Origin of the sequence: Paraburkholderia sp. SARCC-3016 (genome assembly GCF_031119615.1) — a bacterium.
GTDB lineage: Bacteria > Pseudomonadota > Gammaproteobacteria > Burkholderiales > Burkholderiaceae > Paraburkholderia.
Genome location: NZ_JAVHZD010000018.1, coordinates 63,618 through 88,586 on the forward strand (window position 1 = coordinate 63,618; position 24,969 = coordinate 88,586).

A 24,969-nucleotide genomic window follows, 5' to 3' on the forward strand; every position below is an offset into this window, starting at 1 on the left:
CGGAGTGTGCGTCAGCTTTGCGGCGCACGCAGCGAAACGCGTCGGCCGATTCTGAATATCCATTCAAGGAAGGGACATATTGATGAACAAGGTCTATCCGAGCGCAGCCGAAGCGCTCAAGGACATCGTCAAGGACGGGCAGACGTTTGCCGTCGGCGGTTTCGGCCTGTGCGGCATCCCCGAGGCACTGATCGCCGCGCTGCGCGACTCGGGCGTGAAGGGCATCACGTGCATCAGCAACAACGCGGGCGTCGACGGCTTCGGCCTCGGCCTGCTGCTCGAAACGCGCCAGATCCGGAAAATGATCTCGTCGTATGTCGGTGAAAACAAGGAGTTCGAGCGCCAGTTCCTCGCCGGCGAACTCGAGCTCGAATTCACGCCGCAGGGCACGCTCGCCGAGAAGCTGCGCGCGGGCGGCGCCGGCATCCCGGCGTTCTTCACGAATACCGGTTTCGGCACCGTGATCGCGGAAGGCAAGGAAACGCGCCAGTTCGGCGAAAACCACTACGTGCTCGAACACTCGCTGACCGCCGACGTCGGGCTCGTCAAGGCGTGGAAAGCGGACAAGTCGGGCAACCTCATCTATCGCCGCACCGCGCGCAACTTCAATCCGATGTGCGCGATGGCGGGACGCATCACGGTCGCGGAAGTCGAAGAGATCGTCGAAACCGGCGAGCTCGATCCGGACGCGATCCATACGCCGGGCATCTTCGTGCAGCGGCTCGTGCTCAATGCGCATCCGGAAAAACGCATCGAACAACGTGTGACCCGCGCGAAAGGAGAGTAACCATGGCCTGGAATCGTGACGAAATGGCCGCGCGTGCGGCGAAAGAATTGCAGGACGGCTTCTACGTGAATCTCGGCATCGGCTTGCCGACGCTGGTCGCGAATCACGTGCCTGCCGGCATCGAAGTGTGGCTGCAATCGGAAAACGGCCTGCTTGGCATCGGCCCGTTTCCGACCGACGACGAAGTCGATGCGGACATGATCAACGCCGGCAAGCAGACGGTGACGACCATGCCCGGTTCGTCGATTTTCTCGTCGGCGGACTCGTTCGCGATGATTCGCGGCGGCCATATCAATCTCGCGATCCTCGGCGCGATGCAGATCAGCAAGACCGGCGATCTCGCGAACTGGATGATCCCGGGCAAGATGATCAAGGGCATGGGCGGCGCAATGGATCTGGTGGCGGGCGTGAAGCGCGTCATCGTGCTGATGGAGCATGTCGCGAAGGGCGACCAGCACAAGATTCTCGAGCAATGCACGTTGCCGCTGACGGGTGTAGGCGTGGTCGACCGGATCATCACCGATCTCGGCGTGATCGACGTGACCGAGAACGGGTTGAAACTCGTCGAACTCGCGCCGGGCGTCAGCGTCGACGAGATCAAGGCGAAGACCGGCGCGCCGCTCGACGTGAGCGAGGTGCGCTGAACGGATCGAGCGGCGGATCGATCGCATGCGGAAATCACAAGCGGGCGTGGCGGGAGTCACGCCCGCTTTGTTTTTTGGCGCCGCCTTTGCGCCGGTGTGGAGCGCGCGCGGGTGCCGCGTGGATGCCATGAACGTGCCTGGCGTGACAATGCTGTCGAAAATGAAGCGACTACAATCGACGCAAGCCGTTCAGACTTTTCGTCCGAAGGAGGAGATCGCGATGACCGACGTGCGTCCTGATGTGTCCACCGCTTTGTCCGGTTCCACTGCAGCCGGCACCGCGAGCCGCCTGTCGCCGCGCCAGCGGTACGTGCAGTGTCTGAGTCCCGCAGGCTTGCATCGCGTCGCATACACGGAATGGGGCGATCCGCATAACCCGCGCGTGATCGTCTGCGTGCATGGGCTCACGCGCAGCGGACGCGACTTCGACCGCTTTGCCGCGGCGATGTCGGCAACGCACCGCGTCGTGTGCCCGGATGTGGTGGGCCGCGGGCTGTCGTCGTGGCTCGAGAACCCGAACTTCTATGCGGTGCCGCAGTACGCGGCAGATATGGTCACGCTGATTGCGCGACTCGAAGTGGAGACGGTCGACTGGTTCGGCACATCGATGGGCGGTCTGATCGGCATGGCGCTCGCGGGCCTGAAAGATTCGCCGATCCACAAGCTGCTCTTGAACGACGTCGGTCCGCATATCGAACCCGATGCATTGACGCGCATCGCCGGCTATCTGGGCAAGCCGACACGCTTCGCGACGCAGCAGGAAGGCATCGAACATGCAGCGTTGCTGGCCGAATCGTTCGGGCCGCTTACGGCCGACGAGTGGCGCGAAATCAATACGCCGCTGCTGCACGAGCGCGACGGCGCATGGCAATTCCGCTACGACCCGCGTATTGCGCAGCCGTTTGCGGCCATGACGCCCGAGATGGCGGCTGCGGGCGAGGCCGCGCTATGGAAATCGTTCGCGGCGATCGAAGGGCCGGTGCTCGTCGTGCGTGGAGCCCAATCGGACCTGCTGTCGCACGAGACGGTCGCGAGGATGGTCGAGGTAGGGCGCAATGTGTCGAGCGTCGAAATCGACGGCGTCGGGCATGCGCCGGCGTTTCTCGCGCCCGGTCAGATCGCGATCGCGCGCCGTTTCTTCACGGGCGAGTCCGTCGACGCGTCATAATAGAGGGCGGTTGCGCGCGAGGCGCGCCACGCAGTCGCGTAGCGCATTGCATCGGCATCGCATTTCGTACTGCGCCTACCGTGCGGATTGTGCATATCGTGCGGATTGTGCGGATTGTGCGGATTGTGCGGATTGCGTCTGGCTGTACGCGTTGTCCTCGCCGTTTGCGGCCATCATCACCATTCAATCATCAGGGATTCTCATGGCAGTCATTCGTCATCACGTCGGCAAGCGCCTGTCGGAAATCGCCGTGCATAACGGCACTGTGTATCTGGCCGGCCAGATCGCCGAAGACACCGATCAGGATATCGGCGGCCAGACGCGCGAGGTGCTCGGTCACGTCGACCGTCTGCTCGCCGAAGCGAACAGCGACAAATCGCATCTGTTGTCGGTGCAGATTTTCATTACCGACATGGCGCAATTCGCCGGCATGAACGCGGTGTGGGACGAATGGGTCGCGCAAGGCGCGACGCCGCCGCGCGCGACCGTCGAAGCCAGGCTCGCGAACCCGAAGTGCCTCGTTGAAATCGTCGTGGTGGCTGCGCAGCGCAGCTGACACCCGTTGTTCGACAGTCGCTGAGGCGGGTGGGTGTTGTAGTTGTCGGCCGTCGCTAATCGAGCCGTTGTCAGCTTCGCGGTTGACTATGCGCTTGCAGCACACTTGCAGCCGCAGCTGCAACCACCGTTGCCTCAGTTGCCTGCTTTTCCCGCCCGACGCATGCCGCGGGCTGTTGCATCATGAATACCGAAACCTCGACCTCCGCTTTCGCTTCCCTGCCATCGTTCGACGACGCGCTCGCGTTCGTGCGCGAGCATGCGGGCGACGTGCGGCTGTCGACGGGAGAATCGCTCGCCGATCACGCGGCGGGCACTGCCGCGATCATGCGCACGCTCAACGTCGATCCGCCGGCGGTGCTGGCGGCGGCGCTGTTCGGCCTGACGCCGTATCTCGAAGATCCGGAGCGCGTGATCGCCGCGAAATTCGGCGATGAAGTCGCGCGGCTCGTCACCGACGTGCGCAAGCTGCTGCGTCTGGGCACGGTGAGCTTGCGCGCCGCCGCGCAGAGCGCGCAGCCCGATACCGGCGGGCGCGAAGCCCAGGCCGCGCGCCGCGCGCAGGTCGAAGCGCTGCGCAAGATGCTGCTCGCGTTCGCGCAGGATATTCGCGTCGTGCTGATCCGCCTCGCGTCGCGGCTGCAATCGCTGCGCTACTACGCGGCCGCGAAACTCGCGCCGCCGCCGGACGTGGCGCGCGAAACGCTCGACGTGTATGCGCCGCTCGCGAACCGCCTCGGCATCTGGCAACTGAAGTGGGAGCTCGAAGATCTCGCGTTCCGCTTCGAGGAACCAGTCACCTACAAGCGCATCGCGAAGCTGCTCGACGAAAAGCGCGCCGAACGCGAAACCTATATCGCCGAGGCGATCGCGAGGCTCGAGCGCGAGCTTGCGGCGGCACATATCCGCGCCGAGGTCAGCGGGCGGCCGAAACATATCTACAGCATCTGGCGCAAGATGCGCGGCAAGGACCTCGACTTCTCCGAGCTCTACGACGTCCGCGCGTTCCGTGTAATCGTGCCTGACATCAAGGATTGCTACACCGTGCTCGGTATCGTGCATAACCTGTGGCAGCCGGTGCCGAGAGAGTTCGACGACTACATTTCGCGGCCGAAGCCGAACGGCTACAAGTCGCTGCATACGGTCGTGATCGGCGACGACGGCCGCGCGTTCGAAGTGCAGATCCGCACGCAGGAGATGCATCAGTTCGCCGAGTACGGCGTTGCCGCGCACTGGCGCTACAAGGAAGCGGGCGCGCGCGGCTACGGCGGACAGTTCAGCGCGAGCGGATCGTACGACGAGAAGATCGCCTGGCTGCGGCAACTGCTCGCGTGGAAAGACGATGTGTCCGAGCGCGAGCAGGGCGAGGACGCAAGTGGCGCACGCGACGACGAACATGATGCCGAAAGCGACGACCGCGATGCCGCCGGCGCGGGCGGCGCACGCGACGAAGCGGGCGCGGCGCGCCAGCCGTGGCGTCATTTGCGCGACGCGACGTTCGACGACGACCATATCTACACGCTCACGCCGCAAGCGCGCGTGATTCCGTTGCCGCACGGCTCGACACCGCTCGATTTCGCGTATCACCTGCATAGCGACCTTGGACATCGCTGCCGCGGCGCGCGCGTCGACGGCGCGATGGTGCCGCTCAACACCTCGCTGCAAAACGGACAGACTGTCGAAATCGTCGCGGTGAAAGAGGGCGGTCCATCGCGCGACTGGCTGAACCCGCAGCTCGGCTACTTGCGCAGCAGCCGCGCGCGGCAGAAGGTGCGCGCATGGTTCAACGCCGTCGATTCGCAGGAAAACGTCGCCAATGGCCGCGCGCTCGTCGAAAAGACGTTGCAGCGCGAAGGCAAGACGTCCGTCAATCTCGATCAGCTTGCGGCGAAGCTCGGCTTCAAGGCGCCGGAAGAACTGTATGCGGCGGTCGGCAAGGAAGAGTTCAGCCTGCGCCTCATCGAGCAGGCGTTGAACGATGCGCCGCCTGCCGAGCCTGAAGTCGAAGCGCCCGAGCAGTTCGAAAAGCGCAGCAGCGGCGCGAGCGTTGCGCACGGTGCGTCGACGGGCGTGCTCGTGGTCGGCGTCGATGCGCTGCTCACGCAGCTCGCGCGCTGCTGCCGTCCCGCGCCGCCCGACGACATCGCAGGCTTCATCACGCGCGGCAAGGGCATGTCGGTTCATCGCAGCGACTGCCCGACGTTTTTGCGCATGGCGGCGCGCACACCGGAACGCGTACTGCAGACCACGTGGTCCGCCGATGTGATGAGCGGCCGTGGGCAGTCCGTGTATCCGGTCGATCTCGCGATCGAAGCGACTGACCGGCAGGGCTTGCTGCGCGACATTTCCGAAGTGTTCGCGCGCGAGAAGATGAACGTGATCGGCGTGAAGACGCAATCGCGCCGTAACGCGGCTTACATGCTGTTCACAGTCGAGGTCTCGAGCGCATCGCAGATTCACCGCGCGTGCACGCTGCTTGGCGAAGTGACGGGCGTGGTGCGCGCTGCGCGCAAGGGTTGAAGCGCGCGATGGACGTGGTCGGGCATGTTTATCTCTGCGCGTTTTTCGCGCCATGTCCTCTCAGTTTCCAAGCCGTTTTCACTCGCGCAAAAATGACCTGAATTTTTGATGCCGACGCATAAAAATACTTGCCAACACTCTGAGTGCTCCATATAATCTCGTCTTCTTCAGGCTCGTAGCTCAGCTGGTTAGAGCACCACCTTGACATGGTGGGGGTCGTTGGTTCGAGTCCAATCGAGCCTACCAACGAAAATCGAAGTATCGGTGAATTGCAGTGCGGGTTTTGCAGTCATCGGTGCTTCATCAATCCGCAAGAGGCGCGAACAAAGTTTGCGCCAATATAGCGAGCATGGTTATGACACCGCGAACGTTTACCGAAACCACTTCGGAGCGACGCTAGTCGAGGACCCTGTTCGCCTTATCGCCCTTGCGATTTGCTGGAAAGTGAATGCGGCCCCTCGAAAGCGGGGCCGCATTTTTTTTTATCGCGGTTTTTGTCACGGTCGTTTTTAAACGAGTTGTTGCTGCCGCCGCCGGCCGGTCGGCAGCACGGAGAAAACAATGGTCTCGATACGTCTGCCAGATGGTTCAGTTCGACAGTACGATCACCCCGTGACGGTCGCCGAGGTCGCGGCCTCGATCGGTCCGGGTCTTGCGAAGGCCGCGCTGGGTGGCAAGCTCGACGGCGAACTCGTCGATACGTCCGCGCTGATCGACCATGATGCGTCGCTCGCCATCGTCACGGATAAAGACGCGGATGGCCTCGACATCATCCGTCATTCGACGGCGCATTTGCTTGCGTACGCGGTCAAGGATCTGTTCCCCGACGCGCAGGTGACGATCGGGCCGGTCATCGACAACGGCTTCTACTACGACTTTTCGTATAGCCGTCCGTTTACGCCCGAAGATCTTCAGAAAATCGAGCAGCGTATGCAGGAACTCGCGAGGAAAGACGAGCCCGTGTCGCGGCGTGTGGTGTCGCGCGATGAAGCAGTCGAGTACTTCAAGAGTATTGGCGAGAAATACAAGGCCGAGATCATCGAGTCGATTCCCGCAAGCGAAGAGATCAAGTTGTATTCGCACGGCGGCTTCACGGATCTGTGCCGCGGCCCGCACGTGCCCTCCACGGGCAAGCTCAAGGTCTTCAAACTCATGAAGCTCGCAGGCGCGTACTGGCGCGGCGATGCGAAGAACGAGCAGTTGCAGCGTATTTACGGCACGGCCTGGACGAAGAAGGAAGACCAGGACGCGTATCTGCACATGCTCGAAGAAGCGGAAAAGCGCGACCATCGCAAGCTCGGCAAGCAACTCGATCTGTTCCACATGCAGGACGAATCGCCGGGCATGGTGTTCTGGCATCCGCGCGGCTGGACGCTGTGGCAGCAGGTCGAGCAATACATGCGCCGCCGTGTGAACGACGCCGGTTACCTCGAGATCAAGACGCCGATGATCATGGACCGGTCGCTGTGGGAAGCATCGGGCCACTGGCAGAACTACCGCGAAAACATGTTCACGACGGAATCGGAGAAACGCGACTACGCGATCAAGCCGATGAACTGTCCTGGTCATGTGCAGGTGTTCAATCACGGCCTGCGTTCGTACCGCGATCTGCCGCTGCGTTTCGCGGAATTCGGTTCGTGCCATCGAAATGAGGCATCGGGCGCGCTGCACGGGCTGATGCGGGTGCGCGGCTTCGTGCAGGACGATGCCCATATTTTTTGCACGGAAGACCAGTTCATCAGCGAATCGATCGCGTTCAACACGCTTGCGATGAGCGTCTACAAGGATTTCGGCTTCGATCAGGTCGACATCAAGCTGTCGCTGCGCCCAGACGCGCGCGCCGGTACCGACGAAACGTGGGACCGCGCGGAAGAGGGCTTGCGCGAGGCGCTGCGCGCGTGCGACGTGCAATGGGAAGAGCTGCCCGGCGAAGGCGCGTTTTACGGTCCGAAGGTCGAGTACCACATCAAGGATGCGCTCGGCCGGTCGTGGCAGTGCGGCACGCTGCAGCTCGATATGGTGTTGCCGGAGCGTCTCGGCGCCGAATTCGTCGCAGAGGACAACAGCCGCCGGCGGCCCATCATGCTGCATCGTGCAATCGTCGGATCAATGGAGCGTTTCCTCGGAATTCTGATCGAGCACCATGCTGGTGCGATGCCCGCGTGGCTCGCGCCTTTGCAAGTCGTGGTGATGAATATCGCTGAAAGTCAGGCCGAATATGCGAAAAATCTTGCCCATTCGTTGCAAAAACAAGGGGTTAGAGTCGAGGCCGATTTGCGCAACGAGAAAATAAGCTATAAAATACGCGAGCACACGCTGCAAAAGGTCCCGTATCTGCTGGTCGTCGGCGACAAAGAGCGTGATGCACAAACGGTAGCCGTGCGTGCCCGTGGCGGTGTCGATCTCGGTGTGATGCCTGTCGATGCCTTCAGCGAGCGTCTGCGTCAGGAAGTGCAGGCGTTCCAATAACCACCTGGCAGCGCGGCTCGTTTTTTTCAATTTTTAGAGGAAACGTAACATCGCTACTGATAAGTCGTCGCATCGCATCAACGGTGAAATCTCTGCACCTGAGGTGCGCCTGGTCGGAGTCAATAACGAACCGCTTGGCATCGTCAAACTTGCTGACGCGTTCCGTATGTCGGAGCAGCAGGACGTAGATCTGGTCGAAATCGCGCCGCAAGCCGTTCCGCCGGTTTGCCGGCTGATGGACTACGGCAAGTTCAAGTACCAGGAAGCGAAGAAGCAACACGAAGCCAAGCTGAAGCAGAAGGTTATCCAGGTCAAGGAAGTCAAATTCCGCCCGGGTACCGATGATGGCGATTACAACGTCAAGCTCCGCAATCTCGTTCGCTTCCTCGAAGACGGCGACAAGACGAAAATCACGTTGCGTTTCCGTGGCCGCGAAATGGCTCACCAGGAAATCGGTATGCGCATGCTTGAGCGCCTGCGCACCGACCTCGACGAAGTCGGTCAGGTCGAGCAGATGCCGAAGATGGAAGGGCGCCAGATGATCATGGTGTTGGCCCCGAAGAAAAAGAAGTAAGCTCACGCGTCGTTCGATGCGTGGCGGGACCGGCGGGTGAGGCGTGCTCACGTCGCTCTCGCAGTCAGGCCGCGGTTGAGTCGGCGGCTAATCGCAGCTGTTGGAATTGAACGGCGCTTCGTCGTAGCTGGAACGCGGCGAGGCGCGGCAAAGTTTCGGAACGGCGCCCGCACTGTGCAGTGACGCGGGCGTCTTGTCTGAAAAGCAGTGGCCGCACCGTCATGGCGTCGGCTGTCTGCATACCAAGTGGACTGGGTTTCGAAGGGCGGGTGAAGGGCCGTCAAGGCCAACCGCACACCCATATCCATCAAATAATGGAGTTGTTCGTCATGCCAAAGATGAAGACCAAGAAGAGCGCTGCAAAGCGCTTCAAGGTGCGTCCGGGCGGGACCGTCAAGCGCGGTCAAGCTTTCAAGCGCCACATCCTGACCAAGAAGACCACGAAGAACAAGCGTCATCTGCGCGGTTCGGCGGCTGTCCATGAGACCAACATGGACTCCGTGCGCGCAATGCTGCCGTTCGCGTAACCCTTAACCGATACTCATAGGAGCGAAACATGCCTCGAGTCAAACGTGGGGTTACCGCACGGGCCCGTCACAAGAAAGTCATCAAGCTGGCCAAGGGTTACCGCGGCCGTCGCAATAACGTCTACCGCATCGCCAAGCAGGCGGTGATGCGTGCAGGTCAGTACGCGTACCGCGATCGCCGCAACAAGAAGCGTGTGTTCCGCGCATTGTGGATCACGCGTATCAACGCGGCGGTGCGCCAGCACGACATGACGTACAGCGTGTTCATCAACGGCCTGAAGAAGGCATCGATCGAACTCGACCGCAAGGTGCTGGCCGACATGGCTGTGTTCGACAAGGCTGCTTTTGCCGCGATCGTTCAGCAGGTGAAAGCCGCCGTTGCAGCCTGATCGTGCCTGTGCACCGTTCGGTGCACCACCGGCGTCGGAAGCAGGCGTCCGGTAAAGGAAGGTTCGTCGCAGGTTCGTTGCAGCGACCGGTTGGCCTGAATGTGGGCCTCCGGTCACGCTGCAACAAAAACGGGGCTCCTCACCGAGCCCCGTTTTTGTTGGTCGAGCCGAATTGCTTCATTTGAACACTGACGTTGAAAAGATGGGATCAATGGACCTGGATCAAATCGTTGCCGATGCGCAAAGCGCTTTCGAACACGCCACCGACGTCACCACGCTCGAAAACGAAAAAGCGCGTTTTCTCGGCAAATCGGGCGCGCTCACCGAACTGCTCAAGGGGCTGGGCAAGCTCGATCCCGAAGCGCGCAAGACTGAAGGCGCGCGCATCAACGTCGCGAAACAGCAGGTCGAAGCGGCGCTCACGGCACGGCGTCAGGCGCTTGCCGATGCGCTTCTGAACCAGCGTCTCGCGGCCGAGGCGATCGACGTGACGCTGCCGGGCCGCGGTCTTGCCGCGGGCAGTCTGCACCCCGTGATGCAGACGTGGGAGCGTGTCGAGCAGATTTTCGGCTCCATCGGCTTCGACGTCGCGGACGGCCCGGAGATCGAAACCGACTGGTTCAACTTCACCGCATTGAATAGCCCTGAAAACCATCCGGCGCGTTCGATGCAGGACACGTTCTACGTCGACGGCAAAGATGCCGACGGCCGTCCGCTGTTGTTGCGCACGCATACGAGCCCGATGCAGGTCCGCTACGCACGCACGCATACGCCGCCGATCAAGGTGATCGTGCCGGGGCGCACCTATCGCGTCGACAGCGATGCGACGCATTCGCCGATGTTCAACCAGGTCGAAGGCCTGTGGATCGAAGAGAACATCAGCTTTGCGGATCTGAAGGGCGTGTACAGCGATTTCCTCAAGAAATTCTTCGAGCGCGACGATATTCAGGTGCGCTTCCGCCCGTCGTACTTCCCGTTCACCGAGCCGTCCGCCGAAATCGACATGATGTTCGAGCACGGCAAGAACGCGGGTCGCTGGCTCGAGATTTCAGGTTCGGGCCAGGTTCACCCGACGGTCGTGCGCAACATGGGCCTCGATCCGGAGCGCTACATCGGCTTTGCTTTCGGCAGCGGCCTCGAGCGTCTGACGATGCTGCGCTATGGTGTGCAGGATCTGCGTCTCTTCTTCGAAGGCGATCTGCGCTTTTTGCGGCAGTTCGCATGATGTTGCCGCGCGGCTCGCTGCGGCCGGCGCACGCCGGCGTAGCGAAGCCGCACGCCGTGTCGTTGTCGCGGCGCGAGCGCATGAGATGCATCGTCGGAGCATCCGCCCGCGCTCGCCGGACGTTGACTCAACCCGTATAGAACGTACAGAACCATGCAATTTCCGGAATCCTGGCTCAGAACCTTCGTCGATCCGCAATTGACGACCGAGCAGCTGTCGCATGCGCTGACGATGGCCGGTCTCGAAGTCGAAGATCTGCGCCCGGTCGCACCGCCGACGTCGAAGATCGTGGTCGGCCGCGTGCTCGAGGTGGTCAAGCACCCGGACGCGGACAAGCTCAACGTCTGCCAGGTCGACGCGGGCACGGGCGCGACGCTCAACATCGTGTGCGGCGCGCCGAATGTCGCACCGGGCATCAAGGTGCCGGTCGCGCTGGTCGGCGCGCAACTTCCGCCGGCCGAAGAGGGCGGCGCTCCGTTCGCGATCAAGCTCTCCAAGCTGCGCGGCGTCGAGAGCCAGGGCATGCTGTGTTCCGCACGCGAGCTGAAGCTTTCGGAAGATCACAGCGGGCTCTTGATCCTGCCCGAAGACACGCCGATCGGCCAGGACATCCGCCACGCACTGAAGCTCGACGATACGATTTTCGAGGTCAAACTGACGCCGAATAAGGCGGACTGTCTGTCGGTATTCGGCATCGCGCGCGAAACGGCTGCGATTACCGGCGCGCCGCTCAAACCGGTCGAGATCAAGCCGGTGCCGGTCGCGCTGCACGAAACACTGCCGGTGAAAATCTCCGCGCCCGATCTGTGCGGCCGTTTTTCCGGTCGCGTGATTCGCGGCGTGAATGCGCGCGCGAAGTCGCCGCAATGGATGGTCGAACGCCTCGAGCGTTCGGGCCAGCGCAGCATTTCGGCGCTCGTCGATATTTCGAACTACGTGATGCTCGAACTCGGCCGTCCGTCGCACGTGTTCGATCTCGACAAGATCCACGGGTCGATGGACGTGCGCTGGGGCAAGCGCGGCGAATCGTTGAAGCTGCTCAATGGCAATACGATCGAAGTCGACGAGACAGTCGGCGTGATTGCCGACGATCGCCATATCGAAAGTCTCGCGGGCATCATGGGCGGCGACAGTACGTCGGTTACGCTCGATACGACGAACATCTATCTCGAAGCGGCGTTCTGGTGGCCCGATAGCATCCGCGGCCGCTCGCGCCGCTACAACTTTTCGACCGATGCCGGGCATCGTTTCGAGCGCGGCGTCGATTACTCGACAACGGTCGAGCACATCGAACGGATCACACAGCTGATTCTCGACATCTGCGGCGGGCAAGCGGGACCGATCGACGATCAGACCGTCAATGTGCCGAAGCGTGTGCCGGTGAAAATGCGCGTTGCGCGTGCTCAACGGATTATCGGCGTCGCAATCGGCGCCGACGAGATCGCGGACATTTTCACGCGCCTCGGCCTCGACTACCAGCGCGACGGCGAGACGTTCTCGGTCATGCCGCCGCCGTATCGCTTCGATATCGAAATCGAAGAAGATCTGATCGAGGAAGTCGCGCGCATCTACGGCTTCGAAAAGATTCCCGCGCGTCCGCCCGTTGCGAAGAGCGAAATGCGCGCAACCAACGAAACGCGCCGTTCGATTCATGCGCTGCGTCACGCGCTTGCGGCGCGCGATTACGCGGAGACGGTCAACTTCAGTTTCGTCGACGCCGAATGGGAACACGATTTCGCGGGAAACCGCCATCCGGTGCGGCTCGTCAATCCGATTGCGAGCCAGCTGTCGGTGATGCGTACCACGCTCTTCGGCAGCCTCATCAACGTGCTGCGCCATAACCTGAATCGCCGCGCGGATCGCATCCGCGTGTTCGAAGCCGGCCGCGTATTTTTGCACGACCCGAAGATCGCGGCGGGCGAGATGACGGTGGAAGGCTTCGCACAGCCGAAGATGCTCGGCGCGCTCGCGTACGGGCCGGTGCTCGAAGAGCAGTGGGGCGCCGCGACGCGTGCAGTCGACTTCTTCGATGTGAAGGGCGACGTCGAAGCGCTGTTGAGTCCCGCGCTCGCGTCGGCCGCGCGCTTCGTGAAGGCGGAGCACCCGGCGCTGCATCCGGGCCGCAGCGCGCGCATCGAGCTCGATGGATGCGCGGTCGGCTGGATCGGCGAATTGCATCCGCGCTGGATGCAGAAGTACGACTTGCCGCATGCGCCCATTCTGTTCGAGATCGAAGCGGAAGCGTTGATGCGGCGCGAATTGCCGAGTCCGACCGAAGTGTCGAAATTCCCGCCCGTGCGACGCGATATCGCGGTTGTCGTCGACCAGAAAATCGAAGTTCAGGCGCTGCTCGACGAACTGCAAAAGGCCCTTTCCGAGGACGCCTGCAAGACCGTTCAGAGGGTTGCGCTTTTCGATGAATTTCGTCCAAAATCAAGTACTTCCGGTGGGCTGGCAGCCCACGAGAAAAGCCTTGCGTTCCGTGTGACCTTGCAAGATACTGGGGGAACCCTTCAGGACGAAACGGTCGATCTGGCCATTCAGACCCTGGTGGATCGTCTGGCTCGAGCATATGGCGCACGGTTGCGCGGATAACCTGCGGGACGCGGGTTATTGCGGGGGTTCCCGATTCAGTCGCGATTCGGTCCCGCTTTTTCCTGCTTTTTCCCGCTTGTTTTCGCCTGTTTCCGCACTCCCCGTTTCAGTTTGCGCGCCATTTGATAGATATGAATGAAATGAACTCGAGTGATTTCGAAGCCCTTCTTACGGCGCAACGTGGCGCCATGATTCGCGATATTCCGACATCATCTGCCGGCGCGTCGGCCGAGACGCCGACGCTGACGAAGGCCGAACTTGCCGAGTTGCTGTTCGACAATGTCGGGCTCAACAAGCGCGAAGCGAAGGACATGGTCGAAGCGTTCTTCGAAGTGATTCGCGACGCGCTCGAAGGCGGCGACAGTGTGAAGCTGTCGGGCTTCGGCAATTTTCAGTTGCGCGACAAGCCGCAGCGCCCCGGACGCAATCCGAAGACCGGCGAGGCAATTCCGATTGCCGCGCGCCGCGTCGTCACGTTTCATGCAAGCCAGAAGCTGAAGGCGATCGTTGAAAACGGCGCCGAGGCAAGCCTCACGCGCTGATCGATAGCTGATCGATAATAATCGAGACGCGCGCGTTCCTGCGCAACCCACCACGACGGCTAACTGACGATGACAGCGACGATCGAAAAAGTCGTCTTGCCTCCGATTCCCGCCAAGCGCTACTTCACGATTGGCGAAGTGAGCGAACTCTGCGGCGTGAAGCCGCATGTGTTGCGCTACTGGGAGCAGGAGTTCACGCAGTTGCGGCCGGTCAAGCGGCGCGGCAATCGTCGGTACTACCAGCATCATGAAGTACTGCTGATTCGCCGGATTCGCGAGTTGCTCTATGAGCAGGGCTTCACGATCAACGGCGCGCGCAATCGTCTGGATTCGCATGGCGGCGCGCAACGCGAAGCGGATGAACGCGAAGAGGCTGAAGCACCCGTCGTTACGCAGTCGATGGCGACTGTCGATGTCGATCAGTTGCGCAAGGAGTTGCTGCACGTGATCGATCTGCTCGGGCATTGAATTGCATCCCGATGGTGTCGCAATGCCATCTCGATGTTGCTTCGATGTCTTCTCGATGTTGCTTCGATGCTGATAGGCAAACAAAAACCCGCGACAGCTTTTTGGCTGACGCGGGTTTTTTTGTCTGGTCGGGGCGAGAGGATTTGAACCTCCGACCACCTGCACCCCATGCAGGTACGCTACCAGGCTGCGCTACGCCCCGAAAGCTGGCAAGTATAACAGACACGGGCCGCGGTGAGCATCACTTGCGTACGTCAAAATTGATTCTTTGAACGTGAGTGCCGCATGCCGAACTCGATCTTGAGCAATGCTGTCAAGCTCGACCCAGGTTCAGACACTCTCGTGCGAGAGCATCGGTGAATCGCGACTGCCGCCGCATCGATCAGCGACCGTCGACACCTCGTTTGGACGACCCCATCGGACCTTGGCGTAAACACCGAGCCTGACCGCTTTTCGCACCATCCTTTCGATGCCTGATATATCATATATCAGCTCTGTCCCTGTTCAGGTTTCCCATGCTCGATCCGTCGTTGCTAGGCCGTCTCTCGTTCACGCATGCCGATCCGTCCAGAGGCCCGCTGCCACCGGGGCGTCACCGCCTTGGCCTTGCCGAAGACCGCGACGCTGTACTCTTCGTGCCCGACGGGCTGAGCGAAAGCAGCACCCCCGTCCCGCTCTTTATCATGTTCCACGGCGCGGGCGGTTTCCCGGAGAAAGTGCTGCCCTTCATCGAGCCACACGCGCAGCAACACCGCTTTCTCGTGCTCGCACCGCATTCGACCTATCCGACCTGGGACATCGTGATCGGCGGCAATGGCCCCGACCTCGAGCGGCTGCATCAGGCCCTGACCGAAGTCACTTCGCGCTATCGCGTCGACCGTCGCCATCTGGCGTTCGCGGGATTTTCCGATGGCGCAAGCTACGCGCTGTCGATCGGTATCACGAACGGCGATATCGCGAGCCACGTGATTGCATTTTCGGGCGGCTTCTTTTCGATCTTCATCCAGGAAGGCGCACCAAAGGTGTTGATCGCGCATGGCCTCGAAGACGAGCAGTTGCCGATCGCGTCGAGCGGCCGTGCGAACGCGGCGAAGCTCAAGGCCGCGGGCTACGACGTCGAATATGTCGAGTTCAACGGACTGCATGCGATACAGCCGCCGGTCGTCGAACGCGCGGTAGCGTTCTTTCTGCAGCAGCGCACAGCATGACAAACAGCGATCGCGAGCGTGCACCACGGCGCACGAGCGCTCACAAGCGCGCACGAACTCGCGTTCGGGAGACACACTAATGGACTTTGAAATACCGGAATCGCTGATTCACCCGCTGCTCGGCCTGATCGGAGCCGGTTCGCCGCTTGCGAGGCAACTCGAAGCGCACGGTATCTGTCACGGCAACATGATCGTCTCGAGCAAGCTCTTCGATGCGCAGTCGCTGAACTCGCTGTACACGCTGAGCAAGATGCAGGAGGATCGCGGACTCATGTTCCAGATGCTCGCGCTCGACGGCATCTACAATGCGCCGCACGCGCGCGTGATTCCGTCGCTCGATCAGCTCGTGCCGGGCCTTATCGCGTATCTGTCGCGCGATGCGATCGACGGGTGGCTCTATCGCCGCAACAAGGACGGCACGCTGTTGCCCTGGCTCGTGCATCGCATGCGCTACGTCGAGCCGGAGCAGGGCAACCCGTATGTCGTCGTCGACATGGTAGCGAACACGATGCAGTCGGCCAATTCGGAGCAGACCGACTACAGCAAGCGTCGCTCCGGGATGACGACGTCGTTGATGTTGAACCGCAGCGACATCGTCGACCGCACGATTCCCGAGCTGCTCGCCGAGTTCGGCTTCTACAAGGAATGCGCGGAGTTTCGGCGTGAATACGAACAGCACGCACAGCGTTTCCTGCAATACCAGCGCCGCTTCGGCAAGCAGTTTCTCGTCACGAAGGCGGTGTTTGCGATCGATGCGAAGGGAACGCCCGAACTCGCACGGATTGTCGACGGCGTGACAGCGAAGTGCGTCAACGATGAAGAGCGGCTCGAACGCCGTTTCGAGATGACCTGCGATCCGAGTTTCTGGCGCAATGCCGGCATCGAAACGGGCTTCGACAGAATTCCGCTGCATTGCTACGTACACCTGTTCCATCTCGAATGGCACAAGAACGTCTGGGCGCATGTGCAGCATCTGACCGAGTATCGCTACCAGCCCGAACTGCGCGACAAGCTCGTATTGCCCGGCGACCACCGCGATCTGATCGACATCCTCACGTCGGACCTCGACGTGCTCGTGCAGGATTTCGTCTCGGGCAAGTCGGGCGGCACGACCATTCTGTGCCAGGGCGCGCCGGGTCTCGGCAAGACACTGACGGCCGAGATCTATTCGGAAGTCGTGGGCAAGCCGCTGTACCGCGTGCATTCGGGGCAGCTCGGCACGACGGCCGCATCGGTCGGCGCGGCCCTGACCGGCGTGCTGCGCCGCGCGATGCGCTGGGACGCGATCCTGCTGCTCGACGAAGCCGACGTCTATATCCGCCGCCGCGACAACGATCTCGAGCACAACGCGATCGTCGCCGAGTTCCTGCGCACGCTCGAGTACTTCAACGGCCTCATGTTCATGACGACCAACCGCATCGGCGACGTCGACGACGCGATCCTGTCGCGCTGCATCGCGACAATCCACTATGAAATACCGTCGAAAGCCGACGCGACGTTGTTGTGGAAACTGCTGGCCGAGCAGTTCGGCGCCGATCTCGACGACGCGCTGATCGAAGAACTGACAGTTCGCTACCCGAAGGCAAGCGGTCGCGACATCAAGGAACTGCTGAAGCTCGCGACGCGCTACTGCAAGGCGAGGCAACTGCCGATCAGCGAAGACGTGTTTCGCCTGTGCGCGCTGTTCCGCGGACACCCATAACCAAGCGCACGCCCGCGCGTGCCGCGCGCCGCCTAACCTGCGCATTGACCGCCGTCCTGCACACAAACGCATCGAATGGGACAATCCGCGAGGCCGTCGACGAGGCGGCTTTCGAGCGTCTGACATCGATGTCAAATACCCCACAGGAACGGAGACACACGCATGCGTTTCGCACGCCATTTGTTTGTATTCGCAACCATCGCTGGACTAAACGGTGCCGTACACGCGCAGATGCCGCAGCCGGCCGGCGGCCAGACCGGCAGCTATGCGGAAGGCGATCTGCCGCTCGAGAGCGGGCAGTCGATCGACGACTTCTCGATCTCGTACGAAACCTACGGCACGCTCAACGCGGACAAATCGAACGCGATTCTGATGGTGACGGCGATCAGCGGCACGCACCATCGTCTCGACTACCTGATCGGACCAGGCAAGGCGCTCGACACGAACCGCTACTTCATCATCACGACCGATGCGATCGGCAACGGCCTCACCACGTCGCCGTCGAACAGCGTGAAGCAGCCCGGCATGGCGTTTCCGCGCTTCGCGATCCGCGACATGGTCGAGTCGCAGTACCGGCTCGTCACCGGCAAGTTCGGCATTACGCATCTGTTCGCGGTGATCGGCGCATCGATGGGCGGTATGCAGACGCTGCAGTGGGGCGTAAGCCACCCCGACATGATGGATGCGCTCGTGCCGATCGTGCCGCTCGGCCGCACGCCGCCATGGACGAAGACGGTGCTCGAACTGACGCGCCAGGAAATCACGAGCGACCCCGCGTGGGACGACGGCCATTATCGTCAGGGAACGGAGCCGGAACAGGGGATGCGGCTCTGGGCCGGTACGCTTGCGCTGATCACGCGCACGCCGGAGTTGATGAAGAACACCGTGGCTGACGGCGACGCCACACAGAACGAAGCCGCGCAGTGGTTACGCAAGACTGAAGACAGCGCCTGGAAAAACTTCGATGCGCGCAACTGGATCTACCAGACCTGGGCCTACGATGCGCACGACCTCGGCACGACGCCGGGCTTCAACGGCGACTACCATCACGCGCTGCGTTCGATCCGCGCGCGCATGCTGGTGCTGGCGGGCGTCGGCGATCTGCTGAATCCGGAGCCGGAGGCGCTTGAAGTCGCACGCTACGTGCACGGTGCACAATTCGAATCGATCGAGCCGCGCTGGCCGTCCGGTCATTTTTCGGCGGCCGGCGTTACGCAACCGGAGGTCGATTTCCAGAACCGCGAGATCGGCGCTTTCCTGACCAAAGTCGCCGCGCAAAAGCACCCCGGCTGACCGTGCAACAACCCGGTATCCATTCTGAATTAGAGGAACGGCTCTTCAGGATTCGCGAATGGTTGCCGATAACAGACTATGGGGGGAATTAAGATGGACACTGCGGCGGGCCGCGATGCAGCACGCCGCAGCACATCGGCATGTCTCGTGTGCACGAGCAACGGTTCGCATGATCGTGGGAGACTGACCACGCGAGCCGGCTCTACCTGAGATCTGTCGAAGAGGCGTCCGCTGACCGACGGTCCGCCCGCATGGCCGTTGTCGAGCGTCCGCAGAATCACGCTATCTGACCGATTTCCCGCGCCGGAGGCCCAGTGATACGGCAAGTCCTAGCTAGCCTGCTTCCAGGCCTGCTTTCAGGCCTGCTTTCAGGCCTCCTTCCAGGCCTGCGAATCAGTCTGCAATTCGGCGTGCTTCTCGCGCTTGGCATCGGCGACGCAAGCGCCGCCGACGGTCCCGACTGCACGCGACCGTTTACGCTCGCACTGCACGACCATGGGCTGCTTTATTCGCCCGATACCGATTCCGGCATCGACAAGGATTTTGCCGACGAACTCGCGCGCCGCAGCGGCTGCGAGATCCGCGTGAGCCTGATGTCGCGCGCGCGCATCTGGAAGCTCATCGAATCGGGCGCGCTCGATTTCAGTCTGTCCGGCATCACGGACGAAGAGCGCAACCAGTACGCATCGTTCGCGTGGTACTTCAGCGACAAGTATTATCTTCTCGTGCGCAAGGACGCCGGTATTCACGCACTGTCCGACTTCGAGCGCGACGACCGTTTCCAGCTCGGCGCGATCCGCAGCTTTCGCTATAGCGACTCGGCCAACCGTCTCGTCGACACGCTGACTGCCGAAAACCGTGTTAGCCTGGCGGGTGGGCTCGAGCCGCTCTATCAGGCGCTGATCCTGAAGCGCATACAGGGCATGATTATCGAGCCGTTCGACTATCCGGCGATCGACGAAAAGAAAATCCGCGACGTGACGACCATCATCGAATTCAACGATCCGGCAGTGCCTCACGGCCTCATCATGTCGAAGAAGGCGCTGTCGGCAAAGCAACGCGAAAAGTGGCGCGCGCTCGTCGACGCGATGCGCGCCGACGGCACTGTGCGGCGGATTTTCCGCAAGTACTTCAAACCCGACTTGGCGGATTCCATGGTCGATTTCCAGATGCCGCCGCCGTGAACCGGGCGCGCCTCATCCTGATTCCGCTCGTCATTCTGTGCTCCGCGTTGATGTTGACGTGGACAGTATGGGATCACGAGCGCCATGCTTCGCAGCACGAACTGCGTTCGCAGTTCACGTACGCGCTCGGCGACGCCGTGAGCCGCATCGAACAGCGCATGGCGTCGTACGAGCAGATGCTGCGTGGCGTGCAGGGTCTTTTCATCGCGACCAATACGCTCGATCGCGCGCGCTTTCGCGATTACGTCAAAGCGGTCAACACCGATGCGAATCTCGCCGGCATGCAGGCGATCGGGCTGATCCAATGGGTCCCGCAAGCCGATCTGGCCGGCCATCTGACGCTGATGCACAACGCCGCCGGCGCCAGCTATGCGATCGTGCCCGCAGGCCGACGCGACAGTTATGCGCCGATCATCGAGCGTCTGCCGTTTAACGAGAGCCGGTATACCGTGATCGGCTTCGACTCATGGGCAAGCGCGGTGCGCCGCGATGCGCTGGAAAAGGCGCGCGATTCGGGGCTCGCGACGATTTCGGGCAAGGTCACGCTGGCGGCCGATCGCGACAAACAGAACCAGCCCGGTTTCGTCATGTATCTGCCCGTCTACCGGCAAGGCCAGCCGCTCGACACGGTCGCCGAGCGCCGCGCGCATCTGCTTGGCTGGGTCTACGCGTCGTTCCGCATGCACGACGTGGTGGCGAGCCTGTACGGTGAGGAGCCGCCCGGCCTGTCGCTTGCGATCTACGACGGCGTCGAACCGTCGGCCGCGACGCTGCTGTACCGCTCGTCGGATCAACAGGCGCGCCACGTGCCGTCGGACCTTTCGGCGCACGAGTATCTGGTCGTCGACGGGCACGACTGGACGCTCTCGCTTGCCGCGCAGGATCGCTTCGTGGCCCGCTTCGGCCGCAATGCCGAATGGCTCATCGCGAGCACGGGCGGAGGCCTCTCGGTGCTGCTCGCGCTGCTTGCATGGTTCATGGTGACGGGCCGCAGCCGTGCGATGCGGCTCGCCTCGACGATGACGCGCGAATTGCGCGAAAGCGAAGAGAAGTTCCGGGCGATAGCGGACTGCACGGTGAACCTCGAGGTATGGTGGGGCCCGGACGGCAAGCCGCGCTGGATCAACCCGTCGGTCCTGGAATACACGGGCTATAGCGTCGACGAATGCATGGCGATGCACGACTTCGCCGGCACGCTGATTCATCCGGACGACATGCCGCGCGTCGCACCCGAGTTGCTGAAAGGGCGTCAGGGGTTGCGCGGCGGCGACCTCGAATTTCGTTGCGTCCGCAAGGATGGTGCGCTGATCTGGCTGTCGGCATCGTGGGTGCCGATCTACGATGCCAAGGGCCTGCTTACCGGTTTTCGCATGAGCGGCCGCGACATTACCGAGCGCAAGCGGTTCGAAGAAGAGTTGCGCATCGCGGCGGTCGCGTTCGAATCGCTCGAAGGGATGATGGTGACCGACGCCGACGGCACGATCCTGCGCGTGAACTCGGCCTTCACGGAATGCACAGGCTACACCGTCGAGGAAGTGGTCGGGCGCACGCCGCGCATGTTGCAGTCGGGGCGGCACGACAAGGCGTTCTATCGCGAGATGTGGGACACGATTCATCGCGACGGCGGCTGGCAGGGCGAGATCTGGGACCGCCGCAAGAACGGCGAGATCTACCCGAAATGGCTGACGATCACTGCGGTGACCGGCGAGAACGGCGCGGTCACGCATTACGTCGGCACGCATCACGACATCACCGAGCGCAAGATCGCCGAAGAGCGGATCAAGGAGCTGGCGTTCTTCGATGCGCTGACGCGGCTGCCGAACCGCCGGCTGCTGTGGGACCGCTTGCGGCAGGCGATTGCGGTTAGCGCGCAGACCGGCACGTGCGGCGCGCTGCTCTTTCTCGATCTCGACAACTTCAAGACGCTCAACGATACGCTCGGCCACGACAAGGGCGATCTGCTGCTGCAGCAGGTCGCGGGGCGTCTGTCAGGCTGCGCGCGCGAAGGCGACACGGTGGCGCGCGTCGGCGGCGACGAATTCGTGATCGTGCTCGGCAGTCTGAGCGCCTCGCGCGACGAGGCCGCGAGCCAGACCGAAGCGATCGGCGAATTGATTCTCTCGGTGCTCGCAGGCGCCTGTCAGCTCGAAGGCGTCGACTACCGCACGAGTGCGAGTATCGGCGCGACCGTGTTCCAGGGGCACGAGGCGTCGATCGACGAACTGCTGAAGCAGGCCGACCTCGCCATGTACAAATGCAAGGAGCGCGGCCGCAATGCGATGTGCTTCTTCGACCCGGCGATGCAGACGGTCGTGGTCGAACGCGCGGCGCTCGAGGCGGCACTGCGGCGCGCGATCGACGAAGACCAGTTTCTCGTCCACTACCAGGCGCAGGTCGGCGACGGCGACCGCGTGACCGGCGCCGAAGCGCTCGTGCGCTGGCAACATCCGGAGCGCGGCATTGTCGCGCCGGCCGATTTCATCCCGCTGGCCGAAGAGACGGGGCTTATTCTGGCGCTTGGCGACAAGGTGCTCGAAACCGCGTGCCTGCAGCTCGCGCAGTGGGCCACGCACCCGGGCATGGCGCATCTGACGGTCGCGGTCAACGTCAGCGCCCAGCAGTTCCGCGAACCGCGCTTCGTGGAAAGAGTGCTCGACGTGCTCGAGCGCACCGGTGCCAATCCGCGCCGCCTCAAGCTGGAACTGACCGAGAGCGTGCTCGTCGATAACGTGCAGGACATCATCGGGAAGATGGCCGCACTAAAGGCCGAAGGCGTGGTGTTCTCGCTCGACGACTTCGGCATCGGCTATTCGTCGCTGTCGTATCTGAAGCGTTTGCCGCTCGATCAGCTGAAGATCGACCGGTCGTTTGTGCGCGACATCCTCGTCGATTCGAACGATGCCGTGATCGCGCGCACGATCGTCGCGCTCGCGCAGAGCCTCGGTCTCGGGGTGATCGCCGAAGGCGTCGAAACCGAAGCGCAACGCGATTTTCTCGCGGGCGCCGGGTGTCATGCGTATCAGGGGTATTACTTCTGCCGGCCGCTGCCGGTTGAAGGATTCGAGGCATTCGCGGGCAGTTTCGCCGCGCAGCCGATGGCGTGACGGGGAAGGGCAGCGATCGTCTGCCGCCCTGCCGGACTACGGCCTCGCCCGGGTCGCGTGCCGGTTCCGTGTCAGCACGCGCAAATCACCACTGCGCATCACTGCGCCGCGTTCGCCAACGACGGATCGATATACGCGTTCACATCCTGCGGCTGCTTGTAGACGGCATTGCGCACGTTGAATTTGTCCGCGTTCGCGCTCGACCCGTAGATCGAATCGAGGCCGTCGCCCTTGACGAACGCCTTCTTCGCCGCCGCCGCATCGAGCAGATGCGTGCCCTTCAGCAAGGGCAGATACTGCGCCGGCGTAAGGCCGACGCGCGCCGACATGATCTTCACTGCGTCGGCCTGCGTTTTCGGGTCGTTCACGTAGGCCACGCACCGGTACCAGACCTTGAGCACTTTGGCCCAGTCCGCCTTGCGCGATGCGAGGCTTGCCGGATTGACGGTGATCGCGTCGTAGATGAGCCCCGGCGCATCCGCCGACGTGAAGATCGGACGCGAGCCCGGTACGCGTTTCAATGCTTCGCCGGCACTCGGTTGCCATGCGCCGATCGCCGCGATGTCCTGCGACGACGCAAGCACTTGCGGCAATTCGTTGGTCTTCGCGTTGACGAGCGTCACATCCGACTCTTTCATGCCGTGCTTCGCGAGCGCCGTATCGAGCAGCAGGTGATCGACGAGCCCGACCTCGACGCCGACCTTCTTGCCTTTCAAGGCCTCGACCGTTTTCGCCGACGGCTTCGCGACGAGCATGTCGTTGCCGCTCGAATAGTCGGTCAGCAGAATCATCACGTTCTTCGCACCGCTTGCCCCGGTCACGAGCGCGTCGCCGTTCGTCGCGCCGACGCCGTCGAGCTTGCCCGCCGAGAATGCATCGAGCGACGCCGAGTAATCGAACCACTCGAAATCGACGTCGACGTTTTCCTGCTTGAACCAGCCCTTGTCGATCGCGACCTGGAACAGCACCCAGCCCGGCCAGTCGCTGTAACCGATTTTGAGCGGCGCGGCCGCCTGCGCCGACGCCGACGTCAGGCCGACCGCGAATGCCGCTGCGGCGCCGGCAAGGCCGCGCCGCAGCGTACGGGACGCAAGAAGTTGAGCGCGTGCGTATTCGAATGCTTTCATTGTGTGCTCCAGGAGACCGGGTGAAGTGTTATCGAAATGAAACGCGCAAGCGGCGCACACGAGCTTCGGTGTGCGTGCCGGCGTCATGACCGGTTTCCTGATGTGCATGGGACCGGCCACGGAGAGGCACGACGGCGGCCGTTATCGTCGCCATCGCGGATCTCCCGGGCTTTTGTCCCGCCGTGTAGTGCGGCCTGTGAAGCATCGACTGCGGATTCGCTTCGCGGGCGCACCGGGCTGCTCTCGGACCAGACGTTCGTGTGACGAACCGGAACCCTAGCATCCCTAAGATGCGACGGTGCCGCACCTCTCGGGTGTTGCGCGAAGCCAGAAGCATGCCAGGCGATATCGGCATTTGCGCATACGCTTCCGCCGGCGAAAGGATGTCGCGTCGCGTTGCTTACGAGCGATCGAGCGTCGAGAAGCGATGATGGACGAATGCAAGGAACTGTTCGAGCCGCTCCTCGATCGCCGCGGCTAACCGCACATGCTTGATGCGGCGATCATGCGCAGCGCTCGTTTCGCTGAGCCAGCCCGCATCGATCAGTTGCTGCACATAACGGACCGCTGTCCGGCGGCTTACGCCCGGCATGAAATCGTAAAGCGCGGTCTTGGCGAACTGCTCGTGCGGGTCGGCCCACATCTGGCAGAACAGATCGCTGTAGTTGAGGTCGGCGAGCCCCAACTCGCCGAATTGCGCGGACCACTCGAAGTCCATGTCGAGGATTGCACGCGCGACGGCCTGCGCTTTGGTCCGGGCTATTTTCTTTTTCATCGATTCACCAGCACAAGGAGACGTGCACAGTTTACGTGCGAACAGGCCCGCGAAACGGGCGCGCCGTCGCGGCATGCGCCGACGCCGCAAATGTTTTTTGACGCGTCGTGTTT

General features: G+C 62.2%; 20 protein-coding genes, 2 tRNA genes and 1 riboswitch. Of the genes, 19 read left to right on the forward strand and 3 right to left on the reverse strand.

Annotated elements, in window-relative coordinates:
* Nucleotides 1-82: 82 nt before the first annotated feature.
* The 14 genes from QYH69_RS19065 (at nucleotide 83) to QYH69_RS19130 (ending at nucleotide 14,463) form a co-directional block, all read left to right on the forward strand.
* On the forward strand, nucleotides 83-787 hold the full coding sequence (locus tag QYH69_RS19065) for a CoA transferase subunit A (RefSeq protein WP_308833379.1): 705 nt from the start codon (nucleotides 83-85) through the stop codon (nucleotides 785-787).
* A gap of 2 nt (nucleotides 788-789) precedes the next feature.
* The gene (locus tag QYH69_RS19070; RefSeq protein ID WP_308833380.1) at nucleotides 790-1,431 is read left to right on the forward strand and encodes a CoA transferase subunit B; all 642 of its coding nucleotides are present in this window, start codon (nucleotides 790-792) and stop codon (nucleotides 1,429-1,431) included.
* Between the two features lie 220 nt (nucleotides 1,432-1,651).
* On the forward strand, nucleotides 1,652-2,599 hold the full coding sequence (locus tag QYH69_RS19075) for an alpha/beta fold hydrolase (RefSeq protein ID WP_374992450.1): 948 nt from the start codon (nucleotides 1,652-1,654) through the stop codon (nucleotides 2,597-2,599).
* A gap of 202 nt (nucleotides 2,600-2,801) precedes the next feature.
* Nucleotides 2,802-3,155, forward strand: a complete 354-nt coding sequence (locus QYH69_RS19080; protein ID WP_075156656.1) for a RidA family protein — start codon at nucleotides 2,802-2,804, stop codon at nucleotides 3,153-3,155.
* A gap of 182 nt (nucleotides 3,156-3,337) precedes the next feature.
* A complete protein-coding gene (locus QYH69_RS19085; RefSeq protein ID WP_308833381.1) occupies nucleotides 3,338-5,674 on the forward strand; it encodes a bifunctional (p)ppGpp synthetase/guanosine-3',5'-bis(diphosphate) 3'-pyrophosphohydrolase in 2,337 nt (778 codons plus the stop codon).
* Nucleotides 5,675-5,843: 169 nt separating this feature from the next.
* Nucleotides 5,844-5,920: transfer RNA gene (locus QYH69_RS19090), tRNA-Val, on the forward strand.
* Between the two features lie 315 nt (nucleotides 5,921-6,235).
* Entirely contained in the window at nucleotides 6,236-8,143 is a 1,908-nt protein-coding gene (gene thrS, locus QYH69_RS19095) for a threonine--tRNA ligase (RefSeq protein WP_308833382.1), read from the forward strand.
* Nucleotides 8,144-8,192: 49 nt separating this feature from the next.
* On the forward strand, nucleotides 8,193-8,717 hold the full coding sequence (gene infC / locus QYH69_RS19100; RefSeq protein ID WP_075156659.1) for a translation initiation factor IF-3: 525 nt from the start codon (nucleotides 8,193-8,195) through the stop codon (nucleotides 8,715-8,717).
* Nucleotides 8,718-9,046: 329 nt separating this feature from the next.
* Complete coding sequence (gene rpmI / locus QYH69_RS19105) at nucleotides 9,047-9,244, forward strand: 50S ribosomal protein L35 (RefSeq protein WP_075156660.1); 198 nt, start codon at nucleotides 9,047-9,049, stop codon at nucleotides 9,242-9,244.
* Between the two features lie 29 nt (nucleotides 9,245-9,273).
* The gene (gene rplT / locus QYH69_RS19110) at nucleotides 9,274-9,633 is read left to right on the forward strand and encodes a 50S ribosomal protein L20 (RefSeq protein WP_075156661.1); all 360 of its coding nucleotides are present in this window, start codon (nucleotides 9,274-9,276) and stop codon (nucleotides 9,631-9,633) included.
* Nucleotides 9,634-9,844: 211 nt separating this feature from the next.
* The gene (gene pheS, locus QYH69_RS19115; protein ID WP_308833383.1) at nucleotides 9,845-10,858 is read left to right on the forward strand and encodes a phenylalanine--tRNA ligase subunit alpha; all 1,014 of its coding nucleotides are present in this window, start codon (nucleotides 9,845-9,847) and stop codon (nucleotides 10,856-10,858) included.
* Nucleotides 10,859-11,011: 153 nt separating this feature from the next.
* Nucleotides 11,012-13,453: a phenylalanine--tRNA ligase subunit beta gene (gene pheT, locus QYH69_RS19120; protein WP_308833384.1), complete on the forward strand. Its 2,442-nt coding sequence runs from the start codon at nucleotides 11,012-11,014 to the stop codon at nucleotides 13,451-13,453.
* A gap of 131 nt (nucleotides 13,454-13,584) precedes the next feature.
* Entirely contained in the window at nucleotides 13,585-13,995 is a 411-nt protein-coding gene (locus QYH69_RS19125; protein WP_308833385.1) for an integration host factor subunit alpha, read from the forward strand.
* 69 nt (nucleotides 13,996-14,064) lie between these two features.
* Nucleotides 14,065-14,463 (forward strand): MerR family transcriptional regulator, encoded by a 399-nt coding sequence (locus tag QYH69_RS19130; RefSeq protein WP_075156665.1) that lies wholly within the window; start codon nucleotides 14,065-14,067, stop codon nucleotides 14,461-14,463.
* A 125-nt stretch (nucleotides 14,464-14,588) separates the two neighbouring features.
* Here QYH69_RS19130 and QYH69_RS19135 read toward each other — a convergent pair.
* Nucleotides 14,589-14,665, reverse strand: a tRNA-Pro gene (locus tag QYH69_RS19135).
* A 313-nt stretch (nucleotides 14,666-14,978) separates the two neighbouring features.
* Here QYH69_RS19135 and QYH69_RS19140 point away from each other — a divergent pair.
* From QYH69_RS19140 to QYH69_RS19160, 5 genes are all read left to right on the forward strand, one after another.
* Nucleotides 14,979-15,671, forward strand: a complete 693-nt coding sequence (locus QYH69_RS19140) for an esterase (protein WP_308833386.1) — start codon at nucleotides 14,979-14,981, stop codon at nucleotides 15,669-15,671.
* A 79-nt stretch (nucleotides 15,672-15,750) separates the two neighbouring features.
* On the forward strand, nucleotides 15,751-17,373 hold the full coding sequence (locus QYH69_RS19145) for an ATP-binding protein (protein ID WP_308833387.1): 1,623 nt from the start codon (nucleotides 15,751-15,753) through the stop codon (nucleotides 17,371-17,373).
* Between the two features lie 162 nt (nucleotides 17,374-17,535).
* On the forward strand, nucleotides 17,536-18,666 hold the full coding sequence (locus QYH69_RS19150) for an alpha/beta fold hydrolase (RefSeq protein WP_308833388.1): 1,131 nt from the start codon (nucleotides 17,536-17,538) through the stop codon (nucleotides 18,664-18,666).
* Between the two features lie 410 nt (nucleotides 18,667-19,076).
* Nucleotides 19,077-19,850, forward strand: a complete 774-nt coding sequence (locus QYH69_RS19155) for a transporter substrate-binding domain-containing protein (RefSeq protein WP_308833389.1) — start codon at nucleotides 19,077-19,079, stop codon at nucleotides 19,848-19,850.
* The gene (locus tag QYH69_RS19160) at nucleotides 19,847-22,954 is read left to right on the forward strand and encodes an EAL domain-containing protein (protein WP_308833390.1); all 3,108 of its coding nucleotides are present in this window, start codon (nucleotides 19,847-19,849) and stop codon (nucleotides 22,952-22,954) included. Before QYH69_RS19155 ends, QYH69_RS19160 begins: the two co-directional genes overlap by 4 nt.
* Before the next feature lie 98 nt (nucleotides 22,955-23,052).
* On the opposite strand, the gene QYH69_RS19165 is transcribed toward QYH69_RS19160, so the two are convergent.
* Both QYH69_RS19165 and QYH69_RS19170 read right to left on the reverse strand, forming a co-directional pair.
* A complete protein-coding gene (locus QYH69_RS19165; RefSeq protein ID WP_075156670.1) occupies nucleotides 23,053-24,081 on the reverse strand; it encodes an ABC transporter substrate-binding protein in 1,029 nt (342 codons plus the stop codon).
* Nucleotides 24,082-24,240: 159 nt separating this feature from the next.
* Nucleotides 24,241-24,372, reverse strand: a riboswitch (guanidine-I (ykkC/yxkD leader).
* Nucleotides 24,373-24,481: 109 nt separating this feature from the next.
* On the reverse strand, nucleotides 24,482-24,856 hold the full coding sequence (locus QYH69_RS19170; protein ID WP_308833391.1) for a MarR family transcriptional regulator: 375 nt from the start codon (nucleotides 24,854-24,856) through the stop codon (nucleotides 24,482-24,484).
* Nucleotides 24,857-24,969: the final 113 nt, after the last annotated feature.

What these genes read in the sequence shown, in the direction of transcription:
- QYH69_RS19140 (WP_308833386.1), top strand. Translation starts at nt 14,979, where the DNA reads ATGCTCGATCCGTCGTTGCTAGGCCGTCTCTCGTTCACGCATGCCGAT.
- thrS (WP_308833382.1), top strand. Translation starts at nt 6,236, where the DNA reads ATGGTCTCGATACGTCTGCCAGATGGTTCAGTTCGACAGTACGATCAC.
- QYH69_RS19080 (WP_075156656.1), top strand. Translation starts at nt 2,802, where the DNA reads ATGGCAGTCATTCGTCATCACGTCGGCAAGCGCCTGTCGGAAATCGCC.
- QYH69_RS19165 (WP_075156670.1), bottom strand. Translation starts at nt 24,081, where the DNA reads ATGAAAGCATTCGAATACGCACGCGCTCAACTTCTTGCGTCCCGTACG.
- rpmI (WP_075156660.1), top strand. Translation starts at nt 9,047, where the DNA reads ATGCCAAAGATGAAGACCAAGAAGAGCGCTGCAAAGCGCTTCAAGGTG.
- QYH69_RS19075 (WP_374992450.1), top strand. Translation starts at nt 1,652, where the DNA reads ATGACCGACGTGCGTCCTGATGTGTCCACCGCTTTGTCCGGTTCCACT.
- QYH69_RS19145 (WP_308833387.1), top strand. Translation starts at nt 15,751, where the DNA reads ATGGACTTTGAAATACCGGAATCGCTGATTCACCCGCTGCTCGGCCTG.
- rplT (WP_075156661.1), top strand. Translation starts at nt 9,274, where the DNA reads ATGCCTCGAGTCAAACGTGGGGTTACCGCACGGGCCCGTCACAAGAAA.
- QYH69_RS19125 (WP_308833385.1), top strand. Translation starts at nt 13,585, where the DNA reads ATGAATGAAATGAACTCGAGTGATTTCGAAGCCCTTCTTACGGCGCAA.
- QYH69_RS19070 (WP_308833380.1), top strand. Translation starts at nt 790, where the DNA reads ATGGCCTGGAATCGTGACGAAATGGCCGCGCGTGCGGCGAAAGAATTG.
- pheS (WP_308833383.1), top strand. Translation starts at nt 9,845, where the DNA reads ATGGACCTGGATCAAATCGTTGCCGATGCGCAAAGCGCTTTCGAACAC.
- QYH69_RS19085 (WP_308833381.1), top strand. Translation starts at nt 3,338, where the DNA reads ATGAATACCGAAACCTCGACCTCCGCTTTCGCTTCCCTGCCATCGTTC.
- pheT (WP_308833384.1), top strand. Translation starts at nt 11,012, where the DNA reads ATGCAATTTCCGGAATCCTGGCTCAGAACCTTCGTCGATCCGCAATTG.
- QYH69_RS19150 (WP_308833388.1), top strand. Translation starts at nt 17,536, where the DNA reads ATGCGTTTCGCACGCCATTTGTTTGTATTCGCAACCATCGCTGGACTA.
- QYH69_RS19065 (WP_308833379.1), top strand. Translation starts at nt 83, where the DNA reads ATGAACAAGGTCTATCCGAGCGCAGCCGAAGCGCTCAAGGACATCGTC.
- QYH69_RS19130 (WP_075156665.1), top strand. Translation starts at nt 14,065, where the DNA reads ATGACAGCGACGATCGAAAAAGTCGTCTTGCCTCCGATTCCCGCCAAG.
- QYH69_RS19170 (WP_308833391.1), bottom strand. Translation starts at nt 24,856, where the DNA reads ATGAAAAAGAAAATAGCCCGGACCAAAGCGCAGGCCGTCGCGCGTGCA.